At 65.8% G+C, this 18,624-nt stretch carries 22 protein-coding genes and 1 pseudogene; 16 read left to right on the top strand and 7 right to left on the bottom strand.

Features of this window, described 5'->3' with window-relative positions:
- Positions 1–40: 40 nt before the first annotated feature.
- Positions 41–1,006 (bottom strand): glyoxylate/hydroxypyruvate reductase A, encoded by a 966-nt coding sequence (locus tag K359_RS0100555; RefSeq protein WP_029077576.1) that lies wholly within the window; start codon positions 1,004–1,006, stop codon positions 41–43.
- Positions 1,007–1,094: 88 nt separating this feature from the next.
- Between K359_RS0100555 and K359_RS0100550 the strand changes: the two genes are divergently transcribed.
- The 6 genes from K359_RS0100550 to K359_RS0100525 all read left to right on the top strand — a co-directional run bounded on the left by K359_RS0100550 (position 1,095) and on the right by K359_RS0100525 (position 4,973).
- Positions 1,095–1,382, top strand: coding sequence for a hypothetical protein (locus K359_RS0100550; RefSeq protein WP_029077575.1), 288 nt, complete (start codon positions 1,095–1,097; stop codon positions 1,380–1,382).
- Positions 1,383–1,569: 187 nt separating this feature from the next.
- A complete protein-coding gene (locus K359_RS0100545) occupies positions 1,570–1,938 on the top strand; it encodes a YciI family protein (RefSeq protein WP_029077574.1) in 369 nt (122 codons plus the stop codon).
- Positions 1,935–3,212: an RNA polymerase sigma factor gene (locus K359_RS0100540; RefSeq protein ID WP_029077573.1), complete on the top strand. Its 1,278-nt coding sequence runs from the start codon at positions 1,935–1,937 to the stop codon at positions 3,210–3,212. The genes K359_RS0100545 and K359_RS0100540 overlap by 4 nt, the downstream gene beginning before the upstream one ends.
- 288 nt (positions 3,213–3,500) lie before the next feature.
- Positions 3,501–3,911, top strand: a complete 411-nt coding sequence (locus tag K359_RS0100535) for a DoxX family protein (RefSeq protein ID WP_029077572.1) — start codon at positions 3,501–3,503, stop codon at positions 3,909–3,911.
- Between the two features lie 34 nt (positions 3,912–3,945).
- Positions 3,946–4,482, top strand: coding sequence for an SRPBCC family protein (locus tag K359_RS0100530; RefSeq protein ID WP_029077571.1), 537 nt, complete (start codon positions 3,946–3,948; stop codon positions 4,480–4,482).
- An 80-nt stretch (positions 4,483–4,562) separates the two neighbouring features.
- Entirely contained in the window at positions 4,563–4,973 is a 411-nt protein-coding gene (locus K359_RS0100525; RefSeq protein WP_029077570.1) for a VOC family protein, read from the top strand.
- Between the two features lie 224 nt (positions 4,974–5,197).
- Here the strand turns inward: K359_RS0100525 and K359_RS50795 are convergent.
- From K359_RS50795 to cobT, 3 genes and pseudogenes are all read right to left on the bottom strand, one after another.
- Positions 5,198–5,617 (bottom strand): annotated as a pseudogene (locus K359_RS50795) (hypothetical protein); the annotation flags it as partial.
- A gap of 114 nt (positions 5,618–5,731) precedes the next feature.
- The gene (locus tag K359_RS0100515) at positions 5,732–6,022 is read right to left on the bottom strand and encodes a hypothetical protein (protein WP_029077569.1); all 291 of its coding nucleotides are present in this window, start codon (positions 6,020–6,022) and stop codon (positions 5,732–5,734) included.
- Positions 6,023–6,197: 175 nt separating this feature from the next.
- On the bottom strand, positions 6,198–7,211 hold the full coding sequence (cobT, locus tag K359_RS0100510; protein ID WP_029077568.1) for a nicotinate-nucleotide--dimethylbenzimidazole phosphoribosyltransferase: 1,014 nt from the start codon (positions 7,209–7,211) through the stop codon (positions 6,198–6,200).
- Between the two features lie 154 nt (positions 7,212–7,365).
- Here cobT and cobS point away from each other — a divergent pair, with 154 nt between their 5' ends.
- Together cobS and K359_RS0100500 are read left to right on the top strand one after the other, a co-directional pair.
- Positions 7,366–8,133 carry an adenosylcobinamide-GDP ribazoletransferase gene (cobS, locus tag K359_RS0100505; protein ID WP_245284481.1) on the top strand — a complete coding sequence of 256 codons (768 nt, stop codon included), beginning with the start codon at positions 7,366–7,368 and terminating at the stop codon, positions 8,131–8,133.
- Positions 8,134–8,140: 7 nt separating this feature from the next.
- Complete coding sequence (locus tag K359_RS0100500) at positions 8,141–8,710, top strand: histidine phosphatase family protein (protein WP_029077566.1); 570 nt, start codon at positions 8,141–8,143, stop codon at positions 8,708–8,710.
- A 193-nt stretch (positions 8,711–8,903) separates the two neighbouring features.
- Here K359_RS0100500 and K359_RS0100495 read toward each other — a convergent pair whose 3' ends face one another.
- Together K359_RS0100495 and K359_RS0100490 are read right to left on the bottom strand one after the other, a co-directional pair.
- Complete coding sequence (locus K359_RS0100495; protein ID WP_029077565.1) at positions 8,904–9,689, bottom strand: SDR family NAD(P)-dependent oxidoreductase; 786 nt, start codon at positions 9,687–9,689, stop codon at positions 8,904–8,906.
- A gap of 155 nt (positions 9,690–9,844) precedes the next feature.
- Positions 9,845–11,515, bottom strand: a complete 1,671-nt coding sequence (locus K359_RS0100490) for a PAS domain-containing methyl-accepting chemotaxis protein (RefSeq protein WP_029077564.1) — start codon at positions 11,513–11,515, stop codon at positions 9,845–9,847.
- 509 nt (positions 11,516–12,024) lie between these two features.
- Here K359_RS0100490 and K359_RS0100485 point away from each other — a divergent pair.
- From K359_RS0100485 to K359_RS0100450, 8 genes are all read left to right on the top strand, one after another.
- On the top strand, positions 12,025–12,678 hold the full coding sequence (locus K359_RS0100485; protein WP_029077563.1) for a glutathione S-transferase family protein: 654 nt from the start codon (positions 12,025–12,027) through the stop codon (positions 12,676–12,678).
- Positions 12,679–12,805: 127 nt separating this feature from the next.
- Entirely contained in the window at positions 12,806–13,177 is a 372-nt protein-coding gene (locus K359_RS0100480) for a nuclear transport factor 2 family protein (protein WP_029077562.1), read from the top strand.
- Positions 13,178–13,301: 124 nt separating this feature from the next.
- The gene (locus K359_RS0100475; RefSeq protein WP_029077561.1) at positions 13,302–13,718 is read left to right on the top strand and encodes a YciI family protein; all 417 of its coding nucleotides are present in this window, start codon (positions 13,302–13,304) and stop codon (positions 13,716–13,718) included.
- A gap of 87 nt (positions 13,719–13,805) precedes the next feature.
- Entirely contained in the window at positions 13,806–14,231 is a 426-nt protein-coding gene (locus K359_RS0100470; protein WP_029077560.1) for a YciI family protein, read from the top strand.
- Between the two features lie 81 nt (positions 14,232–14,312).
- Positions 14,313–14,678 carry a YciI family protein gene (locus K359_RS0100465; protein WP_029077559.1) on the top strand — a complete coding sequence of 122 codons (366 nt, stop codon included), beginning with the start codon at positions 14,313–14,315 and terminating at the stop codon, positions 14,676–14,678.
- Between the two features lie 353 nt (positions 14,679–15,031).
- Entirely contained in the window at positions 15,032–15,748 is a 717-nt protein-coding gene (locus K359_RS0100460; RefSeq protein ID WP_029077558.1) for a TetR/AcrR family transcriptional regulator, read from the top strand.
- 119 nt (positions 15,749–15,867) lie between these two features.
- Positions 15,868–16,359, top strand: a complete 492-nt coding sequence (locus K359_RS0100455; RefSeq protein WP_029077557.1) for a DUF2852 domain-containing protein — start codon at positions 15,868–15,870, stop codon at positions 16,357–16,359.
- Between the two features lie 154 nt (positions 16,360–16,513).
- Positions 16,514–17,278, top strand: a complete 765-nt coding sequence (locus tag K359_RS0100450; RefSeq protein ID WP_029077556.1) for a serine acetyltransferase — start codon at positions 16,514–16,516, stop codon at positions 17,276–17,278.
- A 258-nt stretch (positions 17,279–17,536) separates the two neighbouring features.
- Here the strand turns inward: K359_RS0100450 and K359_RS0100445 are convergent, their stop codons facing one another.
- Positions 17,537–18,610: a tartrate dehydrogenase gene (locus K359_RS0100445; protein ID WP_029077555.1), complete on the bottom strand. Its 1,074-nt coding sequence runs from the start codon at positions 18,608–18,610 to the stop codon at positions 17,537–17,539.
- Positions 18,611–18,624: the final 14 nt, after the last annotated feature.

Below are 18,624 nucleotides of genomic sequence, written 5' to 3'. Positions count from 1 at the left end.
GGTCCCGGGTCGCGCTTCGCTTGCCCGGGACGACGATGTCTCAATATCCCCGCGTCCGATCGACCAGGTTCTCCAGCGCGCCGCCGGCCTCGAAGCGCGCGATCTGCTGCGCGACGTATTTCGAGATCTCGTCGGCGTCGGTGTCGGCGGCGTTGTGCGGCGTCAGCACCACCTTGGGATGGCTCCAGATCGGGCTCGCCTCGGGCAGCGGCTCGCTCTCGTAGACGTCGAGCGAGGCGGCGCCCAGCGTACCGTCGTCGAGCGCGCGCAAAATGTCCGTTTCGTTCTGCAAGCCGCCGCGGCCGGCATTGATGATGACGGGCGCACCGAGCGGGCTGCTACGATTGAGCTTCGCGAACACGTCGCGGTCCAGCACGTGCCTTGTGTCCGGCGTCAGCGGCAGCAGGCAGACCAGGATGTTGGTCTCGCGCAGGAACGCATCCAGCCCCTCAGTGCCGTGGTGGCAGGCGATGCCGTCGATCCGCTTCTCGCTGCGGCTCCAGCCAACGACGCGGAAGCCGAGCGCGCGCAGCGCATGCGCCGCGGCGGCGCCGAGCGTGCCAAGCCCCATGATGCCGACGGTGATCGCGCCCGCCGCCCATTGATATTTCGGCGCCCAGCGCTTCAGCCGCTGTGACTCCCGCAAGTAAAGCTCCTGGCGGTGATGCATCAGCACATGCAGCACGACATATTCGGTCATGCGGTCGGTGAGATCGCCGACCGCGACCCGCACCAGCGGCACCTCGGGCAGCGAGCGGTCGGCCATCAGCGCATCGACCCCGGCGCCGAGATTGAAAATCACGCGCAGATTCTTGAACGCGGCAAGCTCGCCCGGCTTCGGCTTCCATACCGCGGCATAGTGCACCTCGGCCGCATCGAGCGTGCCGTCCGGCAGTAGCACCACGCGGCGGTCCGGGCAGACGGTGTCGAACCGCGCCTTCCAGCGCGCCGACGACCAGTTTTCCGAGCCGCCATTGATCAGCAGCGCGAGTACGCCATTACCCATCCAGATACCTCCAACGTCATTGTGATATGCATCACAGAGCGGGTCCGGCCCGCCCCCAGTCTCCTGCCACCAACAGGGGAGAACTTCCATGCGCAAACTGATCCTGATCCCGGCTTTCATCCTGGCCTCGCTCACCACTGCCCATGCCGGTCAGAGCCGCGGCCTCGTGCTCGCCGCCGCGGATGCGCCCGCCCAGGCGCGACCGGCCGCTGCTGCATCTCAGGCCGACTCCCAGCCGGCGCCGTCGCAGGCCCAGTCGGCCGAGGCCCCCCGGCAGCAGGCGTCCCGGCCTGTGAACAAGAGCCATGCCCGCCGCCGCGAGAGCGACGAAGCCAAGGCGCGCCGGATCGCTGCCCGCTACGGCGTCACCTGGTAATCGCAGCATGATCGTCACGGTGGTGACCTCACGCGCCATCGCCGTGCCTCGGCTTTGGTCGGTCGCGGCTCGCCATGCAGCTTCGGCGAAATCCATCGCCGATATCCGGAACCTAAATTTCTTTCGCTCCCCCTGTCGGCAGCGGGCATAATCGTTCGTTCTTGCAATGAACGGAGATGCCTTTTCGATGCTGTACGCCATCCTCTGCTATCATGACGAAGACATGGTCGGTTCCTGGAGCAAGGAGCACGACGCCTCGGTCATGCAGAAACTGTCCGTGGTGCAGGACAAGCTCGCCAAGCAGGGCCGGCTCGGCCCAGTGGCCCGGCTGCTGCCGACCACCGCCGCGACCACGCTGCGCAAGGAAAACCCGCCGGTCGTGCTGGACGGCCCGTTCGCCGAAACCAAGGAACAGCTGCTGGGCTTCTATTTGGTCGAGGGCAAGAACCTCGACGAGGTGCTCGACATCGCACGCGACCTTGGCGAGGCCAATCCGGGCGGCACCTATGAGATCCGCCCGGTCGGCTACTTCAATCAGGGGAGTCCAAAAGCGTGAGCATGACCGACGCCGCCTGGATCGATGCCGCGCTGACGTCGGCGCGTCCCCAGGCGGTTGGCGCACTGCTGCGCTACTTCCGCAATCTCGATACCGCCGAGGAGGCCTTTCAGAACGCCTGCCTGCGGGCGCTGAAGAGCTGGCCGCAGAACGGCCCGCCGCGCGATCCCGCGGCGTGGCTGATCATGGTTGGCCGTAACGTCGCGATCGACGATATCAGGCGCAGCAAAAAGCAGGAGCCGCTGCCCGACGACGACCAGGCGATCTCCGACCTTGATGACACCGAGGACGAGATCGCCGAGCGGCTCGACGGCTCGCATTACCGCGACGACATTTTGCGGCTGCTGTTCATCTGCTGTCACAAGGATCTGCCGGCGACGCAGCAGATCGCGCTGGCGCTGCGCATCGTCTCCGGCCTGTCGGTGAAGCAGATCGCGCGCGCCTTCCTGGTCTCGGAAGCCGCGATGGAGCAGCGCATCACGCGGGCCAAGACGCGCGTCGCCGATGCCAACGTGCCGTTCGAAACGCCGGGTGCGGTCGAGCGCAGCGAGCGGCTGGTCTCGGTCGCGGCGATGGTCTATTTGATCTTCAACGAGGGCTATTCGGCGAGCGGCGACACCGCCGAAATCCGCTCGCCGCTGTGCGAGGAGGCGATCCGGCTGGCCCGCCTGCTGCTGCGGCTGTTCCAGAGCGAGCCGGAGATCATGGGGCTGACGGCGCTATTGTTGCTGCAGCATGCCCGTGCCGCCGCGCGCTTCGACGCCGACGGCCAGGTGATCCTGCTCGACGACCAGGACCGCAGCCTGTGGAACCAGAAGCTGATCGCCGAGGGCCTCGCCTTGATCGACAAGGCGATGCGCCACCGCCGCAGCGGGCCCTACCAGGTGCAGGCGGCGATCGCAGCGCTGCACGCCCGCGCCGAAAAGCCCGAGGATACCGACTGGACCCAGATCGATCTGCTGTACGGCGCGCTCGAGGTCATGCAGCCGTCGCCGGTGATCACGCTCAATCGCGCGGTTGCGGTCTCCAAGGTGAAGGGGCCGGAGGCCGCGCTCGAGATGATCGAGCCGCTGGCGCCGCGGCTGTCCAACTACTTCCATTATTTCGGCGTGCGTGGCGCCTTCCTAATGCAGCTCGGCCGCAACGACGAAGCGCACGTCGCCTTCGACCGCGCCATCGCGCTCGCCAACACCACCGCCGAAGCCGCCCACATCCGCATGCACATCGACCGCCTGATGCGCGACAGCAAGCCGCGCAATGTGAAGGCGAAGTAGTTTCATCCACATCGCCGCACGCACGCTGCACCTCTCCCGCTTGCGGGGGAGGTCGTATCGCATCGTAGATGCGATACGGGTGGGGGCTCTCACCACAATAGGACTCGTGGTGAGACCCCCACTCCAGCCCTCCCCCGCAAGCGGGAGAGGGAGGCGCAGTCCCGCCGCGGTCGCGATATGACCGCATCTCATCGCGCTCTCCCAGAAAAATCTTCACCGCCCCTGTCGGCCGCGCATCACTCCGTTCGTCATGAAGGCAGAGCATCACCACACCTTGGGGAGCAAGCCATGCCGACGATCGTCGACGCCGAAATCTCAAAGCCCGCCCGCATCACCGGCCGCGTTATGAGCGGCGTGGTCGTCCTGTTCCTGCTGTTCGACGGCGCGATCAAGCTGGTGCCGCTGTCGGTCGTTACCGAGACTATGGACAAGATGGGTTACGGCGCGAGCGATACGCTGGCGCGCAGCCTCGGCATCATCACCATCGTCTGCACGCTGCTGTATTCGGTGCCGCCGACCTCGATCCTCGGCGCCATCCTGCTCACCGGCTACCTCGGCGGCGCCATCGCCTCCCATGTGCGGATCGATAGTCCGCTGTTCACCCACACGCTGTTCGGGCTCTATCTCGGCCTGATGGTGTGGGGCGGGCTCTATCTGCGCGACGGCAATCTGCGCGCAATGCTTCCGTTTCGCCGCTGAGCTATCGTTTTAATTTATCCACCTGGAGACTGTCATGTTCGAGACCATTGCCATCATCGCTATCATCCTCGCGCTCGCGATTGCCGTCATCCTGATCCTCGTGGTGACCAAGCCGGGCACGCTTCGGGTGACGCGTGCGATCAGTATCGACGCGCCGGCGGAGCGGGTGTTTCCGCTGATCAACGATTTCCATCAGTGGACGGTGTGGTCGCCCTACGAGAACCGGGATCCGGACATGAAGCGCATCTATAGCGGCGCCGAGCGCGGGCAGGGTGCCGTCTATGCCTGGGATGGTAACAAGAATGTCGGCGCCGGCCGGATGGAGATCCTGCAGTCCTCCGCGGCGTCGAAGATCGTCATCAAGCTCGACTTCATCAAGCCGTTCGAGGGCCACAACACCGCCGAGTTCACAATGCTGCCGCAGGGAGATGCGACCAGCGTCACATGGACCATGTATGGTCCGGCCGTCTTCATGTCGAAGGTGATGCAGGTGTTCATGAACCTGGATCGCATGATCGGCAGGGATTTCGAGATCGGTCTCGCCAATCTGAAGAAGCTGACGGAAAAATAGAGAGCGTTTTCGAACGAAGCGGTTACCGGTTTGCGTGAAGAAAACGCGTCAAAACGAGAATCTATCACAGGGAGCATGTCATGCAGGTCAACCCCTATCTTTCCTACGACGGCAATTGCGACGCCGCGCTGAAATTCTACCAGACGGTTCTCGGCGCGCGGATCGAGGAGACCTTCCCTTACGGCGAGGGCAATGCGGAGATGCAGACGCCGCCCGGCTGGAAGGACAAGATCATGCACGCCCGCCTCACGATCGACGGCGAGATCATCATGGCCTCCGACGCCCCGCCCGGCCACTTCCAGAAGCCGCAGGGCTTCCACGTCGCGCTTCAGGTCGATGATCCTGCCGAGGGCGAACGCCGCTTCAAGGCGCTGTCCGAAGGCGGCACGGTCACCCTGCCGTTCGGCAAGACCTTCTTCTCCAACGGTTTTGGCATGTGCGTCGATCAGTTCGGCATCCCCTGGATGGTGAACTGCCCGCAGCAGATGTAGGGCGTACACGACGTGGTTGGACCGTCATCCCCGCGCAACGGCTTCGCCGTTGTCGCTGGAGGTGGCCGCTTCTTCAGCGGCCCTCGAAGGATCGACGGCCCGGCTGGTGGCCGTGCATCCTTCGAGGCTCGCAAGGGCTCGCACCTCAGGATGACGGGTTTGGGTTCGCGGAGTGGGCATGACGCAGACGTGCCTTTGCCCACTCTGCAAGCTACAGATTCTCGCCTGCACCGCGGATAGATCGCCGCGAGCTCGCGGCCGCGCAGCAGCAGCAGGCGTGAGGTCAGGCCGCCGCGGCGCACGATCCAGCTGCGCACCGGCGCCGGATAGGCTTCCAGGACTGCGACGGAGGCTTCCGGCTCCGCATAGGTCCGGCCGCGCTGGTCGATCGAGCGCGCGGCATGAAAGCCGAGCACCGCGCGGCGCGTCACGCAGATGCGGTCGCCCGGCACCATCGAGAGCACCAGCGTGCACGCCGACAGGCACGGCCCGTCGATCACCACGCGCTCGCCGGACTCGCGCACCTTGTCGAACAGTTCGATGAATGGGCCGACCTGCCCGCCGGGGCTGGCAAGGATGCGAACGTCGGCTTGTGCGCAGGAAACCGTTGCGCAGAGAGCTGCCGCCGCGACAAGTGCCTTCATGAACGCGATCCCTGCCGCCGATGCGATCAAGGTTCCGCCGCATCGGATAGCTCAAGGCTCGCGCCGGAATGGGGCATCGTCAAGACCGATGCCCGCTCCGCGACGGCAGTCGATTCAGGCTGCCCGGTTCTTGAGCACGCCCACGATCGCAGTGAGCACCGCGCCGGCAACGCCGCCGCCGGCGACCTGTCCGATGATGCTGCCGATGTCAGGCGCCGCGCCTGAATTGGCGAGCAGCGGGATCAGCATGCCCAGCAGCTGTCCGCCGGCGCCGCCGCCGATGGCGCCGGCGATGGTGTTGCCGAGCGTGCCGAGATCGATGTTCTTGGCCGCTCCCGCCGCGACATTGCCGCCGACGGCTCCGCTGATGATTTGAATGATCAGATTGATGAGAACACCCGACATGACGTGATTCTCCCCGGATTCTGGTTTCAGCATGGCCCGAGGCGCCGGCCGGCGCCCGCCGGCACGCAGGTTAGGCCTTCCGCGCACAGTGGTCATGCTGCGCACGCGAAGATTGTGCCCCGCATCAGCGGTATGCACCGGCTTTTTGAAGGAACTGTGCCGCTATCCCCCGGCTTCAGTCCGCGCCGGAAACGCCGGCCTCGGCAAAGGTCGCCATGCCGCCGTGACAGGCGAGTGCGGCGCGCAGCAGCAGGATCGCCACGCCCGCGCCGGAGGCCTCGCCGAGCCGCATCTCGAGATCGAGCAGGGGAGCGAGCGCGAGCTCGCGCAGCAATTCGCGGTGGCCGAGTTCGGCCGACACATGCCCGGCGCGGCAATGCGCGAGGCTGTCGGGCGCAAGCCGCGCCAGCGGCAGCACCGCCGATGTCGCGACGAAGCCGTCGAGCAGCACCGGGATCGATCTTGCCCGTGCCGCCAGCACGGCGCCTGCGATCGCTGCGAGCTCGCGCCCGCCGAGCGCGACTGCGACAGCCAAGGGATCGTCGAGGAGGTTGCGATGCAGTTTCAGCGCGGTGTCGATCACCGTGCGCTTGCGCAGCAGGCCGGCATCGTCGACGCCGGTGCCGCGGCCGGCCCAGCGCGCGCCGCGCCCGCCCATCAATGCCGCGCACAGCGTCGCGGCCACGGTGGTGTTGGCGATGCCCATCTCGCCGACCACCAGGAGGTCGCATTGCTCGGGCACCGTGCGCCAGCCGGTGTCGAGCGCGACCAGGAAATCGGCGCCATCCATCGCCGGCGCCATGGTGAAATCGCGGGTCGGGCGCTTAAGCTCGAGCGGCTCGACGCGCAGCGCGGCGCCGGCAAGTTTTGCGATCTGGTTGATCGCCGCGCCTCCCGCGGCGAAATTCGCTACCATCTGCGCGGTTACTTCAGAGGGAAAGGCCGAAACGCCGCGCTCGGCGATGCCGTGATTGCCGGCGAACACGGCAATGGTGACCTGGTCGAGCCGGGGGATCTCGCGCCGCTGCCAGCGCGCCAGCCAGATCGCGACCTCTTCCAGCCGGCCGAGGCTTCCCGGCGGCTTGGTCAGATTCTGCTGGCGCAGGGTAGCCGCCGCAGCGCTCGCCTCGTCGCCTGCGGGCAGGTCGCGACAAAAGCTGCGGATGTCGTCTAGAGTACTGAACTGCATGCGATTCCCTCGTCGAGCGGGCCGCAAACTAAAGCATGATCCGGAACGCTGTGAAGCGGTTTTCCGGGAAGATTATGCTCAAACTGGACGCTGAAACGGGATGACGATCCGGCCTGATCTCATCGCGGTTTGGAGCAATTTGAAGGCCAGGACTTTGAATACCAAGACCATGCGTGAGTGGCTCGACGATCTCAGGATCGCCACCGCCTTTCTGACCCGGCTACCGATGCCGCACCCGGACGGTGCGCGGCCGGAGAGTTTTGCGCGGGCGCAGCGGCTGTTTCCGCTGGTCGGGGCCGGCATCGGGGCGGCGATCGGCCTGTTCTGCCTGCTGCTGCGGGCGATCGGTGTGCCGGATCTCGCTGCCGCGGCGCTTGCGCTCGGTGGCGGTGCGCTGCTGACCGGTGCGCTGCATGAGGACGGGCTCGCCGACGTCGCCGACGGCTTTGGCGGCGGCCGCGATCCGGCCGCAAAGCTCGAGATCATGCGCGACAGCCGGCTCGGCACCTATGGCGCGCTGGCGCTGGTGGTGAGCTTTGCCGCCAAGCTTGCGGCGCTCGCGGCCATTCCGAACGGTCTTGTGGTGCAGACCCTGATCGCCGCGCATGCGCTTGGCCGCGGCGTGCTGCCATGGATCGCGATCAGCCTGCCTTACGCGCGCAAGGACGGGCTCGCGGCCAATGCAGGCCGGCCCGATGGCACGATTGCGGCGGTCGCGGCCGGCATCGCGCTTCTGATCGCACTCCTTGCCTTGCCCTTTGGCAATGCGCTGCTGGCGGCGATCGCGGCCGGCGCGAGCGCGCTGATCATGGCGCTTTTGGCCAAGCGGCAGATCGGCGGCCAGACCGGCGATGTGCTCGGCGGCGCCGAGCAGGTTGCTGAGACCGCGATCCTGGTGCTGCTCGCGGCCCGGCTGGAGTAAGCCGAAGATGGACGGCGAAACGCATCTCTGGCTGATCCGCCACGCGCCGGTCGACGGTCCGCGCGGTGTGATCCACGCGCCCGATGCGCCCGCGGATCTCGGCGATGCAGCGACCTTCGCAGCGTTGCAGGCGCGGCTGCCGGCTAGCGCCTTCGCCGTTTGCAGCCCGGCGCGGCGCACCCGCGAGACCGCTGCGCGGCTCGGTCTCGCGGCAGCCGAGGACGACGCCTTTCGCGAGCAGGATTTTGGCGACTGGACCGGCCGGCGCCACTGCGAGATCGAGAGAGAGCTCGGCGCGGCAGCCTATCGTGCGTTCTGGCAATCGCCGGGCACCAACGGGCCGCCCGGCGGCGAAAGCTTCGCCGACCAGATTGCGCGGGCGCGGGCAGGGCTCGCGCGCCTGTCGGAAGGCAATGTCGTGCTGGTCGTGCATTCCGGCACCATCCGCGCGGTGCTTGCGATCGCACTCGATCTCGCGCCGGAGCTCGCGCTGCGGTTCGTGATCGATCCACTGTCCCTGACGCGGATCGACCGGCTTGAGAATGCTTGGCGTGTTGTTGCAGTGAACGACCGCTAGGCCAACTGCGCGGCTTTCTGTCCCGTCATCCCCGCGCAAAGGCTTCGCCTTTGTCGCTGAAGGTGCGAGCCCTGCGGCGCGCTTGCGCCGCCGGGCGAGCCTCGAAGGATGAATCGGTCACGAGCGGGGCCGTCGACCCTTCGAGACGGCTGCTGCGCAGCCTCCTCAGGGTGACGGTGAGAAAGCGGAGGCGCTACCCATTCCGCCGCCGGCCGCGCAGCGTCGGCAGGCCGATGCCGGCGGCGTCGAAGCCGCCGTCGACGGCGAGGATCTGTCCGGTGATGTAGCTGGCGCGCTCCGAGCACAGGAAGAAGATCGCTTCCGCCAGCTCCTCTTCCAGCCCGTAACGATTCAGCGGGATGGCGTCGTGATAGTCGGCGCGGATCTCCGGCGTGTGCACGGCCTTCGCCATCGCGGTCTCGACCGGCCCGGGCGCCACGCCGTTGACGCGGATGCCAAGAGAGGCGAGCTCGACCGCGAGCTGCTTGGTGAGGTGCGCAAGCCCCGCCTTGCTGGTGCCGTAGGCCGAGCGCAGCGTCGAGGCGCGCACCGCCGAGATCGAGGTGATGTTGACGATCGCGCCGCCATGCTCGCGCATCAAGGGCGCAGCCGCCTTGGTGCACAGGAACGGGCCGGTGAGATTGACCGCCATGATCCGGCTCCAGTCGGCGTCCGAGGTCTCCAGCACCGGCGTGAACACGGCAATGCCGGCGTTGTTGACCAGCGCGTCGAGCCGGCCGAAACGGCCGGTGATCGCCGCCATCGCTTTGGTCACGCCGTCAGCGTCCGATACGTCGCAGGTCAGCGCCAGCGTGCTGTTGGGCTGCTTCAACGCCGCGACGGCGCTCGCCAGCAATTCACCCTCGATGTCGAGCAGCGCGACGCGCCAGCCGTCAGCGAGAAAACGTTTCGCTGCGGCAAGCCCGATGCCGCGCGCGGCGCCGGTCACGAGTGCGACTTTTGGGGAAGCTGTAGTCATCGGGGTGGTCCATCGGTTCGGGCAATGTCCCGACCGTCTGCGACCTTTACCCTGACGTGTCAACCCGACGAGGATTCTTCGTCACTCGGGGCGTGTCTCGAAGGATGCAGGGCCACCAGCCTGGGCCGTGCACCCTTCGAGGATCGCACCGTGGCTTACGCTGCGAGCTCGGCGGAGGCGCGCTGCATGTTGGTCGACATGTCCTGCGTCACGATGCTCTGCTCCTCGACCGCGGCGGCGGTGGAGGTGATGTATTCGTTGACGCCGGCGATCGCGGCCTTGATCTCGGACAGCGAGGTCACCACCTCGGCGGCGATCGAGTTCAGCGCGTCGATTTCCGAGGAGATCGTGTCGGTCGCCAGCTTGGCCTGGTTGGCGAGGCTCTTCACCTCGGAGGCGACCACCGCGAAGCCGCGGCCGGCTTCGCCCGCACGCGCCGATTCGATCGTGGCGTTGAGCGCGAGCAGGTTGATCTGTCCGGTAATGCTCGAGATCATCTCGACGATGCCGCTCATCGCTTGAGCTGCGGCATTGAGCTTCTGCGCCTGGCCGTCGGCAGCCTCGACGCGGCCAGAGGCGACCGCGGCGTTCTGCTTCGACTTGGTCATGGTTTCCGAGATCTCGCGGATCGAGGCGCTCATCTCCTCGCTGCCGGCGGCGACCGCCTCGATCAGGCCGCGCGCGCTGTCGGCCTTCTTGCGGCCGATCGCCTGCGCGGTGATGTCGGTGGCGTATTTCACCACCTTGTAGGGCTTGCCGTTGAGATCGAGGATCGGGTTGTAGGAAGCCTGGATCCAGATCTCGCGGCCGCCCTTGGCGATGCGCCTGTACTCGGCGGCCTGGAACTCGCCGCGGTTCAGCGCTCCCCAGAACTCGCGATAGCCGGCCGAACTCGCCTCGACCGGCTCGACGAACATGCTGTGATGCTTGCCCTGGATCTCGGCAAGCGAATAGCCCATCGCGCCGAGGAAGTTCGGGTTCGCGGTGCGGATCGTGCCGTCCATGTTGAACTCGATCACCGCCTGCGACTTGCCGATCGCGTCGATCTGGCCGTCATTGTCGGCGGCCTTCAGCTTCTGCTGGGTGACGTCGGTCGCGAACTTGACCACCTTGAACGGCTTGCCGCGGTCGTCAAGGATCGGGTTGTAGGTGGCGAGGATCCAGATCTCCTTGGCGCCCTTGGCGATGCGCTTGAATTCGCCGGCCTCGAACTCGCCGCGGTTCAGCCGCGCCCAGAAATCGCGATAGGCCGCGCTGTCGCGGTCGGCCGGCGGCATGAAGATGCTGTGATGCTTGCCCTGGATCTCGGCGAGCGAATAGCCCATCGCGCCGAGGAAGTTCTCGTTGGCATTGACGATGGTGCCATCCATATTGAACTCGATCACCGCCTGGGCGCGGCCGATCGCGGCGATCTTGCCGGCGTCCTCCATGCTGTGGATCTTCTGCGTGGTGATGTCGGTGGCGAACTTGATGACGCCGACCGGCTTGCCGCTCTTGTCCAGGATCGGGTTGTAGGAGGCCTGGATCCAGATCTCGCGGCCGCCCTTGGCGACGCGCTTGTACTGCGCGGCCTGGAATTCGCCGCGGTTGAGGCTCGCCCAGAACGCGCGATAGTCGTGGCTGTCGCGATAGGCCGGCTCGACGAACATGCTGTGGTGCTTGTCCCTGATCTCGTCGAGCGTGTAGCCCATCGCGTTCAGGAAGTTCTCGTTTGCGGTGACGATGGTGCCGTCGAGCTTGAACTCGATCACCGCCTGCGACTTGCCGATCGCAGCGGCTTGCGCCAGCGCACTGTCGATGGTTGCCTTGTTGCGGAAACTGAACATCAGGGCTCCGTGAAGGTTCAAAAGAAAGGGATGCGGAAAAGCGGATCGAGGCAACTCACGGAAAGGTTGCAGCGAGCCGTTTAGCATCGGTAAAGCCTGATGGTCGCGCGGGCCTGGCACGGACTGCACAACGCGTTGTGTCGCGCGCGCATCTATTTCAACTTGCGAAGAAATTTTCCGATGTGCACGTTAGCATCCATAGTCAGCATGCGATGTTTACCGTAATCCTACGGACGAAAATCGATGACAACTTTCGTCTGATGCGGATGATCGGAACGCGTGCACTTCAGCAACGCTGATAGACCTATTACGAAGGCTGATATTGCTGACCGCTTCGCAAAACAATCCAGCATCGTGATTCGCGTGCTCGACGAATGCGCGTCGCGTTGATGCTCAATGTCCAGGCTCATATCCATGCCCGGCGACTGCGAAAAATAATTGCTGTGCCGGATGTCGGCAGCGCGTTCTCCGCTTCGTCCTCCGGGCACTGGTTTCATGATGGAGTTCTGATGTCGCTCACCCTGCATTACCACCCGCTGTCCTCGTTCTGCTGGAAGGCGCTGGTCGCGCTCTACGAGAACGGCGCACTGTTCACGCCCAATTTGGTCAATCTCGGCGATGCCGCGCAACGCGCGGCGCTGCTCGCGCTGTGGCCGATCGGCCGTTTCCCCGTGCTCCGCGACGAGACGCGGGGCGAGACGGTGCCGGAATCGAGCATCGTCATCGAATATCTCGACCGGCATTATCCCGGCGCCGTCGCCTTGATCCCCGAAGATCAGGAGCTCGCGCTGCAGACCCGGCTGCGTGATCGCTTCCTCGATCTCTATGTCCATCTGCCGATGCAGCGGATCGTCGGCGACCGGCTGCGGCCGGCGGACACCAAGGACCCGCATGGCGTCGCGGAGGCACGGGCGCAGCTCCGTACCTCCTATGCCATTCTCGAGCAGCAACTCGCGCATGGCGGCTGGATGATGGGCGAACGTTTCTCGCTGGCCGATTGTGCCGCCGCGCCGGCGCTGTTCTACGGCAACAAGGTCGAGCCGTTCGGCGACGGCCATCCGCATCTGGCCGGCTATCTGGCGCGGCTGCAGGCGCGGCCGTCCTTCGCGCGCGTCCTCGGGGAGGCCGAACCCTATTTCGGCATGTTCCCCAGGGAAGGCTGAAGTCCCAGCCGGGCCTGAAAATAAATCGCGGCGCGATGTCGTTTTCGCGCCGCCCCGTTCGTCATCTCCCTGAGGCCCGGGTTCTGGAGCGCGCTCCGGAGGCCCGGGCGAATTGTGTGGAGACGACATGGCTGCAGCTGGCAACAGGGCGGAGATCATCCGCGGGCTCTTCGCCGCCTATCTCGCCAATGACCGCGCGGCGGTCGAAGCGGCATTTGCGGAGGATTTCCGCTTCTCGACACCCTACGGCGAGAACATCGACAAGCCGCGCTATTTCGCCGAGTGCTGGCGCGACTCTGGCTGGATCGGCCGCCACGAGATCGAGCGCATCATGGTCGATGGCACAGAGGCCTTCGTCACCTATCGCTGCGTCGGCCGCGACGGCAAGAGCTTTCGCAACACCGAGTTTGTCGTGTTCGACGGCGACAAGGTGTCGCGCATCGACGTCTATTTCGGTCCGTCGCATCAGGACGGCGAACTCGTCAGGCAGGAGCGCTGAAGGCCGTGGCGCGCGATGCAATGACCTCCGAAATAATTTCGTTCGACCTGTCGGCGTGGCAAGAGCGGCGTCGTCCTTCTGACGAGCACCGGCAACCGCCGGTCCAACACAACGGAGCAGGACGATGAAGTTCATGGTGATCGTGAAGGCGAACAAGGATACCGAGGCCGGCGTGATGCCGAGCACCGAGCTGCTCGCCGCGATGGGCAAGTTCAACGAGGAGATGGTCAAGGCCGGCGTGATGCAGGCCGGCGAGGGCCTGCATCCGACCAACAAGGGCGCCCGCGTCAAATATGCCGGCGGGCAGAGCACCGTGAGCCACGGACCGTTCAGCCCGACCGGCGATCTCGTCTGCGGCTTCTGGTTGATCGAGACCAAATCGCTCGATGAAGCGATTGGCTGGATGAAGCGCGCGCCGTTCGACGGCGGCTCCGAGATCGAGATCCGTCAGGTGTTTGCTGCGGAGGATTTTGGCGAGGCGCTGACGCCCGAGCTGCGCGAGCGGGGAGAGCGGCTGCGCGCGCAGGCCGCAAAGAAGTGACGTCTTCGTTATTGCGGGGCTTGCGCCCGACGGCGCATGCCCGAGATGACGAAGGCGAGTAATTCAACAAGCAAGGAAGATCGACCAATGCGTTTCATGATGCTGATGATCCCGCAGGGCTACGAGTCCGCGCCGGCCAAGCTCGAGCTCGACCCGGAACGGGTCGCCGCGATGATGCGATACAACCAGGCGCTCAAGGATGCCGGCGTGCTGATCACGCTGGAAGGCCTGCATCCGCCGGCGACCGGCGCGCGGGTCAGGTTCGACAGCGGCTTGCCCGTCGTGACCGACGGTCCGTTCACCGAGGCCAAGGAAGTGATCGGCGGCTTCTGGATGATCGATGTCGCCTCGCGCACTGAAGCGATCGAGTGGGCCAGCAAGTGCCCGGCGTCCGCCAACGAGATGATCGAGATCCGCCAGGTGCAGGAGATGGCCGACTTCTCCGAGGAGGTGCAGCAGGCCGCCGCCACCTTCGAGCACCCGCAGGGCGGCTGGGGCAAGGCGCTGCGCTAACCACCAAGAAAGCGGTGCCGCTTCAGAGCGTCATCGCGACACGCACTGACGATCAACCAACCACCACAACGGAGACGCAAGATGAGCACCAACACCTTCCTCGCCGTCTATCTCGGCGGCGGCAAAACCGGTTCGCGGATGGCAGCCTGGAACGCGATGCCGGAGGCCGAGCGGCGTGCCAAGGAGCAGCAGGGCATGGCCGCCTGGGGAGCCTGGGTCGAGAAGCACCACGACGTGATCGTCGAGATGGGCGGACCGCTCGGCAAGACCAAGAAGGTCGCCGCTGACGGCACCGCCGACATCGCCAATCTGATGACCGGCTTCACCGTGGTGCGCGCGGCGTCGCACGAAGCGGCGGCAAACCTGTTCGAGAACCACCCGCATTTTGCGATCTTCCCGGGCGAGGCCGTCGAGATAATGCCTGTGCTGCCGATCCCGGGCCGCTGAGGCCGGACCATTCACCTCCCCTTGAAAAGGGGAGGTCGCTTTGCTCGCCAGGGCAAAGCGGGTGGGGATCTGCTCTCTCCACATGCTTCGTCGCCTGCGGCTGACCCCCATCCCGACCTTCCCCCTTTCAGGGGGAAGGGGAAGATGGAGCCATTGGCTTGAGCCGGGCTGCTCTGGTCGAGAGCAGCGAGCCTGCGCCACCTATCCGTTAATCTTGATTAACCCGCGCCCCGCCGCATAGCGTTTTCCGCGCGGAGAACGCGTTGAAACAAGAATCCAGGCCGCCGGTCCTGGGTCGGCCAGGACCGGTGGCCTAGTGACCTTTACCGCCGGCTCATGTAAAAGCCGTTCACATGAGCTGGCGCAAGGACCAAGGCCGCGCCGAGCGCGGCTATCATCACGGCAATCTCAAAGAGGCGTTGCTGCAGGCAGCCCTCGACCTGATCACGAAGAAAGGGCCGGCCGGCTTCACCTTCGCCGACGCCGCGCGGATGGCCGGCGTCAGCCCCGCCGCGCCGTACCGGCATTTCCGCGACCGCGACGAGCTGATCGCCAGCATCGCGCAGCGCGGCTTCGAGCAGTTCGAGGCGCTCTTGACGCAGGCCTGGGACGACGGCCGTCCCGACACCGTCTCGGCGTTCGAGCGCGTCGGCAAGGCCTATCTCGCCTTTGCTCGCGAGGAGCCTGCGTTCTACTCCGCGATGTTCGAATCCGGCCTGCCGGTCGATTCCAATCCGACCCTGATGGCCGCGAGCGAACGCGCGTTTGCGATCATCCGCGCCGCCGCCGAGCGGCTCGCGGCGCTGGCGCCGCCCGCCACGCCGCGCCCGCCGGCGATGATGATGGCGCTGCACATCTGGTCGATGTCGCATGGCGTCGCCTCGCTGTTCGGCCGCGGCGATGCGGCGCGGCGCAAGCTGCCGATGTCGCCGGAAGATCTGCTCGAAGCCGAAGTGCTGATCTATCTGCGCGGCCTCGGCTTCCTCACCGATCGCAGGCCGGGTGCCGAGGCGCCCGCCGACGACATGCCCGCTGGTGACAAGGCGGGTCCCTGGGGCAAGCCGAAATAAAATTTCAAAAATAATCCCAGGGGTGCGTCATTCGCGCTGCTTGACTTTCCCAAGGGGTCGGCTATCTATGTAAATGTTATTTACATTCACAACGGCGTGATGCCGTCATGGAGAAGGAAATGGCCTACACCGCTGATGTCAATCGCTGGCGCGGCCCCGTCGAAGAACCCTACCGCCCCTACTTCTACGCGACGCCGTGGCATCCCCTGAAGATCGCCGGGATCATCCTTGGTTTCATGATCTGGTGGCCGATCGGTCTCGCCCTTCTCTTTTTCACACTCGGGAGCAGAAAGATGGCCTGTTGGAGTCACAACGACATGGATCGCTGGCAGAACAAGATGGAGCGCATGCAGGACAGGATGGAGCGGATGAAGAGCCGCATGGAGCGCCGCGGCTTCCCGTTCGGCGGCTTCGGTTCGCCCTCGAGCGGCAACCGCGCCTTCGACGAGTACCGCACGGACACGCTGCGCCGTCTCGAGGAGGAGCAGGTCGAGTTCAAGAACTTCCTCGATCGCCTGCGCCACGCCAAGGACAAGGAAGAGTTCGACGCCTTCATGGCGCAACACAAGACCCGTCCGACCCCGCCGAACGACCAGCCGCCGCAGAGCTGATCACGCGAGGCAAGCGCTGAGCCTTCAGGCGATGTGCCCCCATAACACCTGATGGCCCTGAGCCGCCCGTTTGCGATGAGCAAGCGGGCGGTTTGCATTTTGGGGTGGTCGCGCCCACTCTATCGTCGGCGGCCCGGACGATGAGGCGAAGATCATGGCGACGCATGTGACGGCGAGTTCTGACGATCTCTGGCGTTCGATCCGGCGCGAAGCGGAAGCCGCCGTCGTCGCCGATCCCTTCCTCGAGGCGTCGGCCGCCTTCATCCTCGATCAGGGCGAGCTCGGCGGCGCGCTCGCGTTCCTGATCGGCCGGCGCATCGGCCGCGCCGAGGCCGATCGTGCGCAGTTTGCGCGTGCGGCCCGCGAGGCGTATGCGGCCGAGCCCGCGCTGGTCGATGCCGCAGCAGTTGATCTCACGGCGATCGTCCGCCGCGATCCGGCGATCTCAGGCTTCCTGCCGCCGCTTCTCAACTTCAAGGGCTACGCCGCGCTGCAGGCCTGGCGCGTGTCGAACTGGCTGTGGCGCGAAGATCGCCCCGACCTCGCGCTGCTGATGCAGAGTGCGGCTGCGGACCAGTTGCAGATCAGCATTCACCCGTCGGCCCAAATCGGAACCGCGGTGTTCCTCGATCACGGCACCGGCATCATCATCGGCGCGCTGGCTTCTGTCGGCGACGAGGTCACGATTTTGCAGAACGTCACCATCGCGCGCCATCAGGACGACCCGCGCCACGCCCCGACCATCGGCCGCGGTGTGCTGCTCAGTGCCGGCGCAACGGTGATCGGACATCTCACGATCGGCGATTTCGCCAAGATCGGCGCCGGCGCGCTGGTGACCTCGGATGTGCCCGCCGGCTGCACCGCCGTCGGCGTGCCGGCGCGGCTGACGAACTGCGCGGAGGCGGAGACGCTTTCGTGAGGTAAGCGTACGGACCTCGTAAGGTGAGCACCCTCTCAGGCTCCCTCTCCCCTTGCGGGAGAGGGCGGGGAGAGGGGTGGCCCCGGGCGTGATGCGAGTGATGAAGCGACGACGCCATCAACCTGCGCAGCAAGTGTCGCCGCTTCTAACTGAGAGCGGAGCAAGTGCGCCCCTCTCCCCAACCCTCCCCCGCAAGGGGGGAGGGAGCCCGAGCAGCGTGCTCACCTTACTTCAATGATGCAGCGGCGCGACCGCGCCTCACACATTCGATCCATGGATCGCGTCGATCACCGCATCCGTCACTTCCTTGGTCGTCGCCGTGCCGCCGACGTCGGGCGTCAGCACGCCGGCGGCGCAGACCTTCTCGACTGCCGCCATCAATCGCACGGCGGCGTCCTTTTCGCCGAGGTGCTCCAGCATCTGCGCGCCGGTCCAGAAGGTCGCCACTGGATTGGCGATGCCCTTGCCGGTGATGTCGAAGGCCGAGCCGTGGATCGGCTCGAACATCGAGGGGAAGCGGCGCTGCGGATCGATGTTGCCGGTCGGCGCGACGCCGAGGCTGCCGGCCAGTGCGCCTGCGAGATCCGAGAGGATATCGGCGTGCAGATTGGTTGCCACAATCGTGTCGAGGCTCTTCGGATGCAGCGTCATCCGCACCGTCATGGCGTCGACCAGCATCTTGTCCCAGGTGACGTCGGGGAACTCCCGCGCCACCTCGGCCGCGATCTCGTCCCACATCACCATGCCGTGGCGCTGCGCGTTCGACTTGGTCACCACGGTGAGGAATTTGCGCGGCCGCGACTGCGCGAGCTGGAATGCATAGCGCATGATCCGCGTCACGCCGACGCGGGTGAATACCGCGACTTCGGTGCCGACCTCCTCCGGCAGGCCCTTGTGCGCGCGGCCGCCCATCCCGGCATATTCGCCTTCGGAGTTCTCGCGCACGATCACCCAGTCGAGATCGCCGACGCCGACATTGCGCAGCGGCGAGGCGACGCCGGGCAGGATCTTTGTCGGCCGCACATTGGCGTATTGGTCAAAGCCCTGGCAGATCGGCAGCCGCAAGCCCCACAGCGTGATGTGGTCCGGCACATCGGGCGCGCCGACCGCGCCGAAATAGATCGCGTCGAACTTCTTGAGCTCGGCGAGGCCGTCGGCCGGCATCATCACGCCGTGCTTCTTGTAATAGTCCGAACCCCAGTCGAAGGTCTTGACGTTGAAGCTGATGTCGCCGCTGCGCTTTGCCAGCGCCTCGAGCACGCGGACACCCGCGGAGATCACTTCGGGGCCGATGCCGTCGGCGGGGATGGCGGCGATGGAATGGGTGCGCATGGGTTGTCTCCGGA

Origin of the sequence: Bradyrhizobium sp. th-b2 (assembly GCF_000426785.1) — a bacterium.
Taxonomy (GTDB): Bacteria; Pseudomonadota; Alphaproteobacteria; order Rhizobiales; family Xanthobacteraceae; genus Bradyrhizobium; species Bradyrhizobium septentrionale.
This window is presented reverse-complemented; position numbering and strand designations above follow the sequence as displayed.

Coding starts and splice junctions, on each gene's coding strand:
- K359_RS0100555 (WP_029077576.1), bottom strand. CDS start 1,006: ATGGGTAATGGCGTACTCGCGCTGCTGATCAATGGCGGCTCGGAAAAC.
- K359_RS0100550 (WP_029077575.1), top strand. CDS start 1,095: ATGCGCAAACTGATCCTGATCCCGGCTTTCATCCTGGCCTCGCTCACC.
- K359_RS0100545 (WP_029077574.1), top strand. CDS start 1,570: ATGCTGTACGCCATCCTCTGCTATCATGACGAAGACATGGTCGGTTCC.
- K359_RS0100535 (WP_029077572.1), top strand. CDS start 3,501: ATGCCGACGATCGTCGACGCCGAAATCTCAAAGCCCGCCCGCATCACC.
- K359_RS0100530 (WP_029077571.1), top strand. CDS start 3,946: ATGTTCGAGACCATTGCCATCATCGCTATCATCCTCGCGCTCGCGATT.
- K359_RS0100525 (WP_029077570.1), top strand. CDS start 4,563: ATGCAGGTCAACCCCTATCTTTCCTACGACGGCAATTGCGACGCCGCG.
- K359_RS0100515 (WP_029077569.1), bottom strand. CDS start 6,022: ATGTCGGGTGTTCTCATCAATCTGATCATTCAAATCATCAGCGGAGCC.
- cobT (WP_029077568.1), bottom strand. CDS start 7,211: ATGCAGTTCAGTACTCTAGACGACATCCGCAGCTTTTGTCGCGACCTG.
- K359_RS0100500 (WP_029077566.1), top strand. CDS start 8,141: ATGGACGGCGAAACGCATCTCTGGCTGATCCGCCACGCGCCGGTCGAC.
- K359_RS0100495 (WP_029077565.1), bottom strand. CDS start 9,689: ATGACTACAGCTTCCCCAAAAGTCGCACTCGTGACCGGCGCCGCGCGC.
- K359_RS0100490 (WP_029077564.1), bottom strand. CDS start 11,515: ATGTTCAGTTTCCGCAACAAGGCAACCATCGACAGTGCGCTGGCGCAA.
- K359_RS0100485 (WP_029077563.1), top strand. CDS start 12,025: ATGTCGCTCACCCTGCATTACCACCCGCTGTCCTCGTTCTGCTGGAAG.
- K359_RS0100480 (WP_029077562.1), top strand. CDS start 12,806: ATGGCTGCAGCTGGCAACAGGGCGGAGATCATCCGCGGGCTCTTCGCC.
- K359_RS0100475 (WP_029077561.1), top strand. CDS start 13,302: ATGAAGTTCATGGTGATCGTGAAGGCGAACAAGGATACCGAGGCCGGC.
- K359_RS0100470 (WP_029077560.1), top strand. CDS start 13,806: ATGCGTTTCATGATGCTGATGATCCCGCAGGGCTACGAGTCCGCGCCG.
- K359_RS0100465 (WP_029077559.1), top strand. CDS start 14,313: ATGAGCACCAACACCTTCCTCGCCGTCTATCTCGGCGGCGGCAAAACC.
- K359_RS0100460 (WP_029077558.1), top strand. CDS start 15,032: ATGAGCTGGCGCAAGGACCAAGGCCGCGCCGAGCGCGGCTATCATCAC.
- K359_RS0100455 (WP_029077557.1), top strand. CDS start 15,868: ATGGCCTACACCGCTGATGTCAATCGCTGGCGCGGCCCCGTCGAAGAA.
- K359_RS0100450 (WP_029077556.1), top strand. CDS start 16,514: ATGGCGACGCATGTGACGGCGAGTTCTGACGATCTCTGGCGTTCGATC.
- K359_RS0100445 (WP_029077555.1), bottom strand. CDS start 18,610: ATGCGCACCCATTCCATCGCCGCCATCCCCGCCGACGGCATCGGCCCC.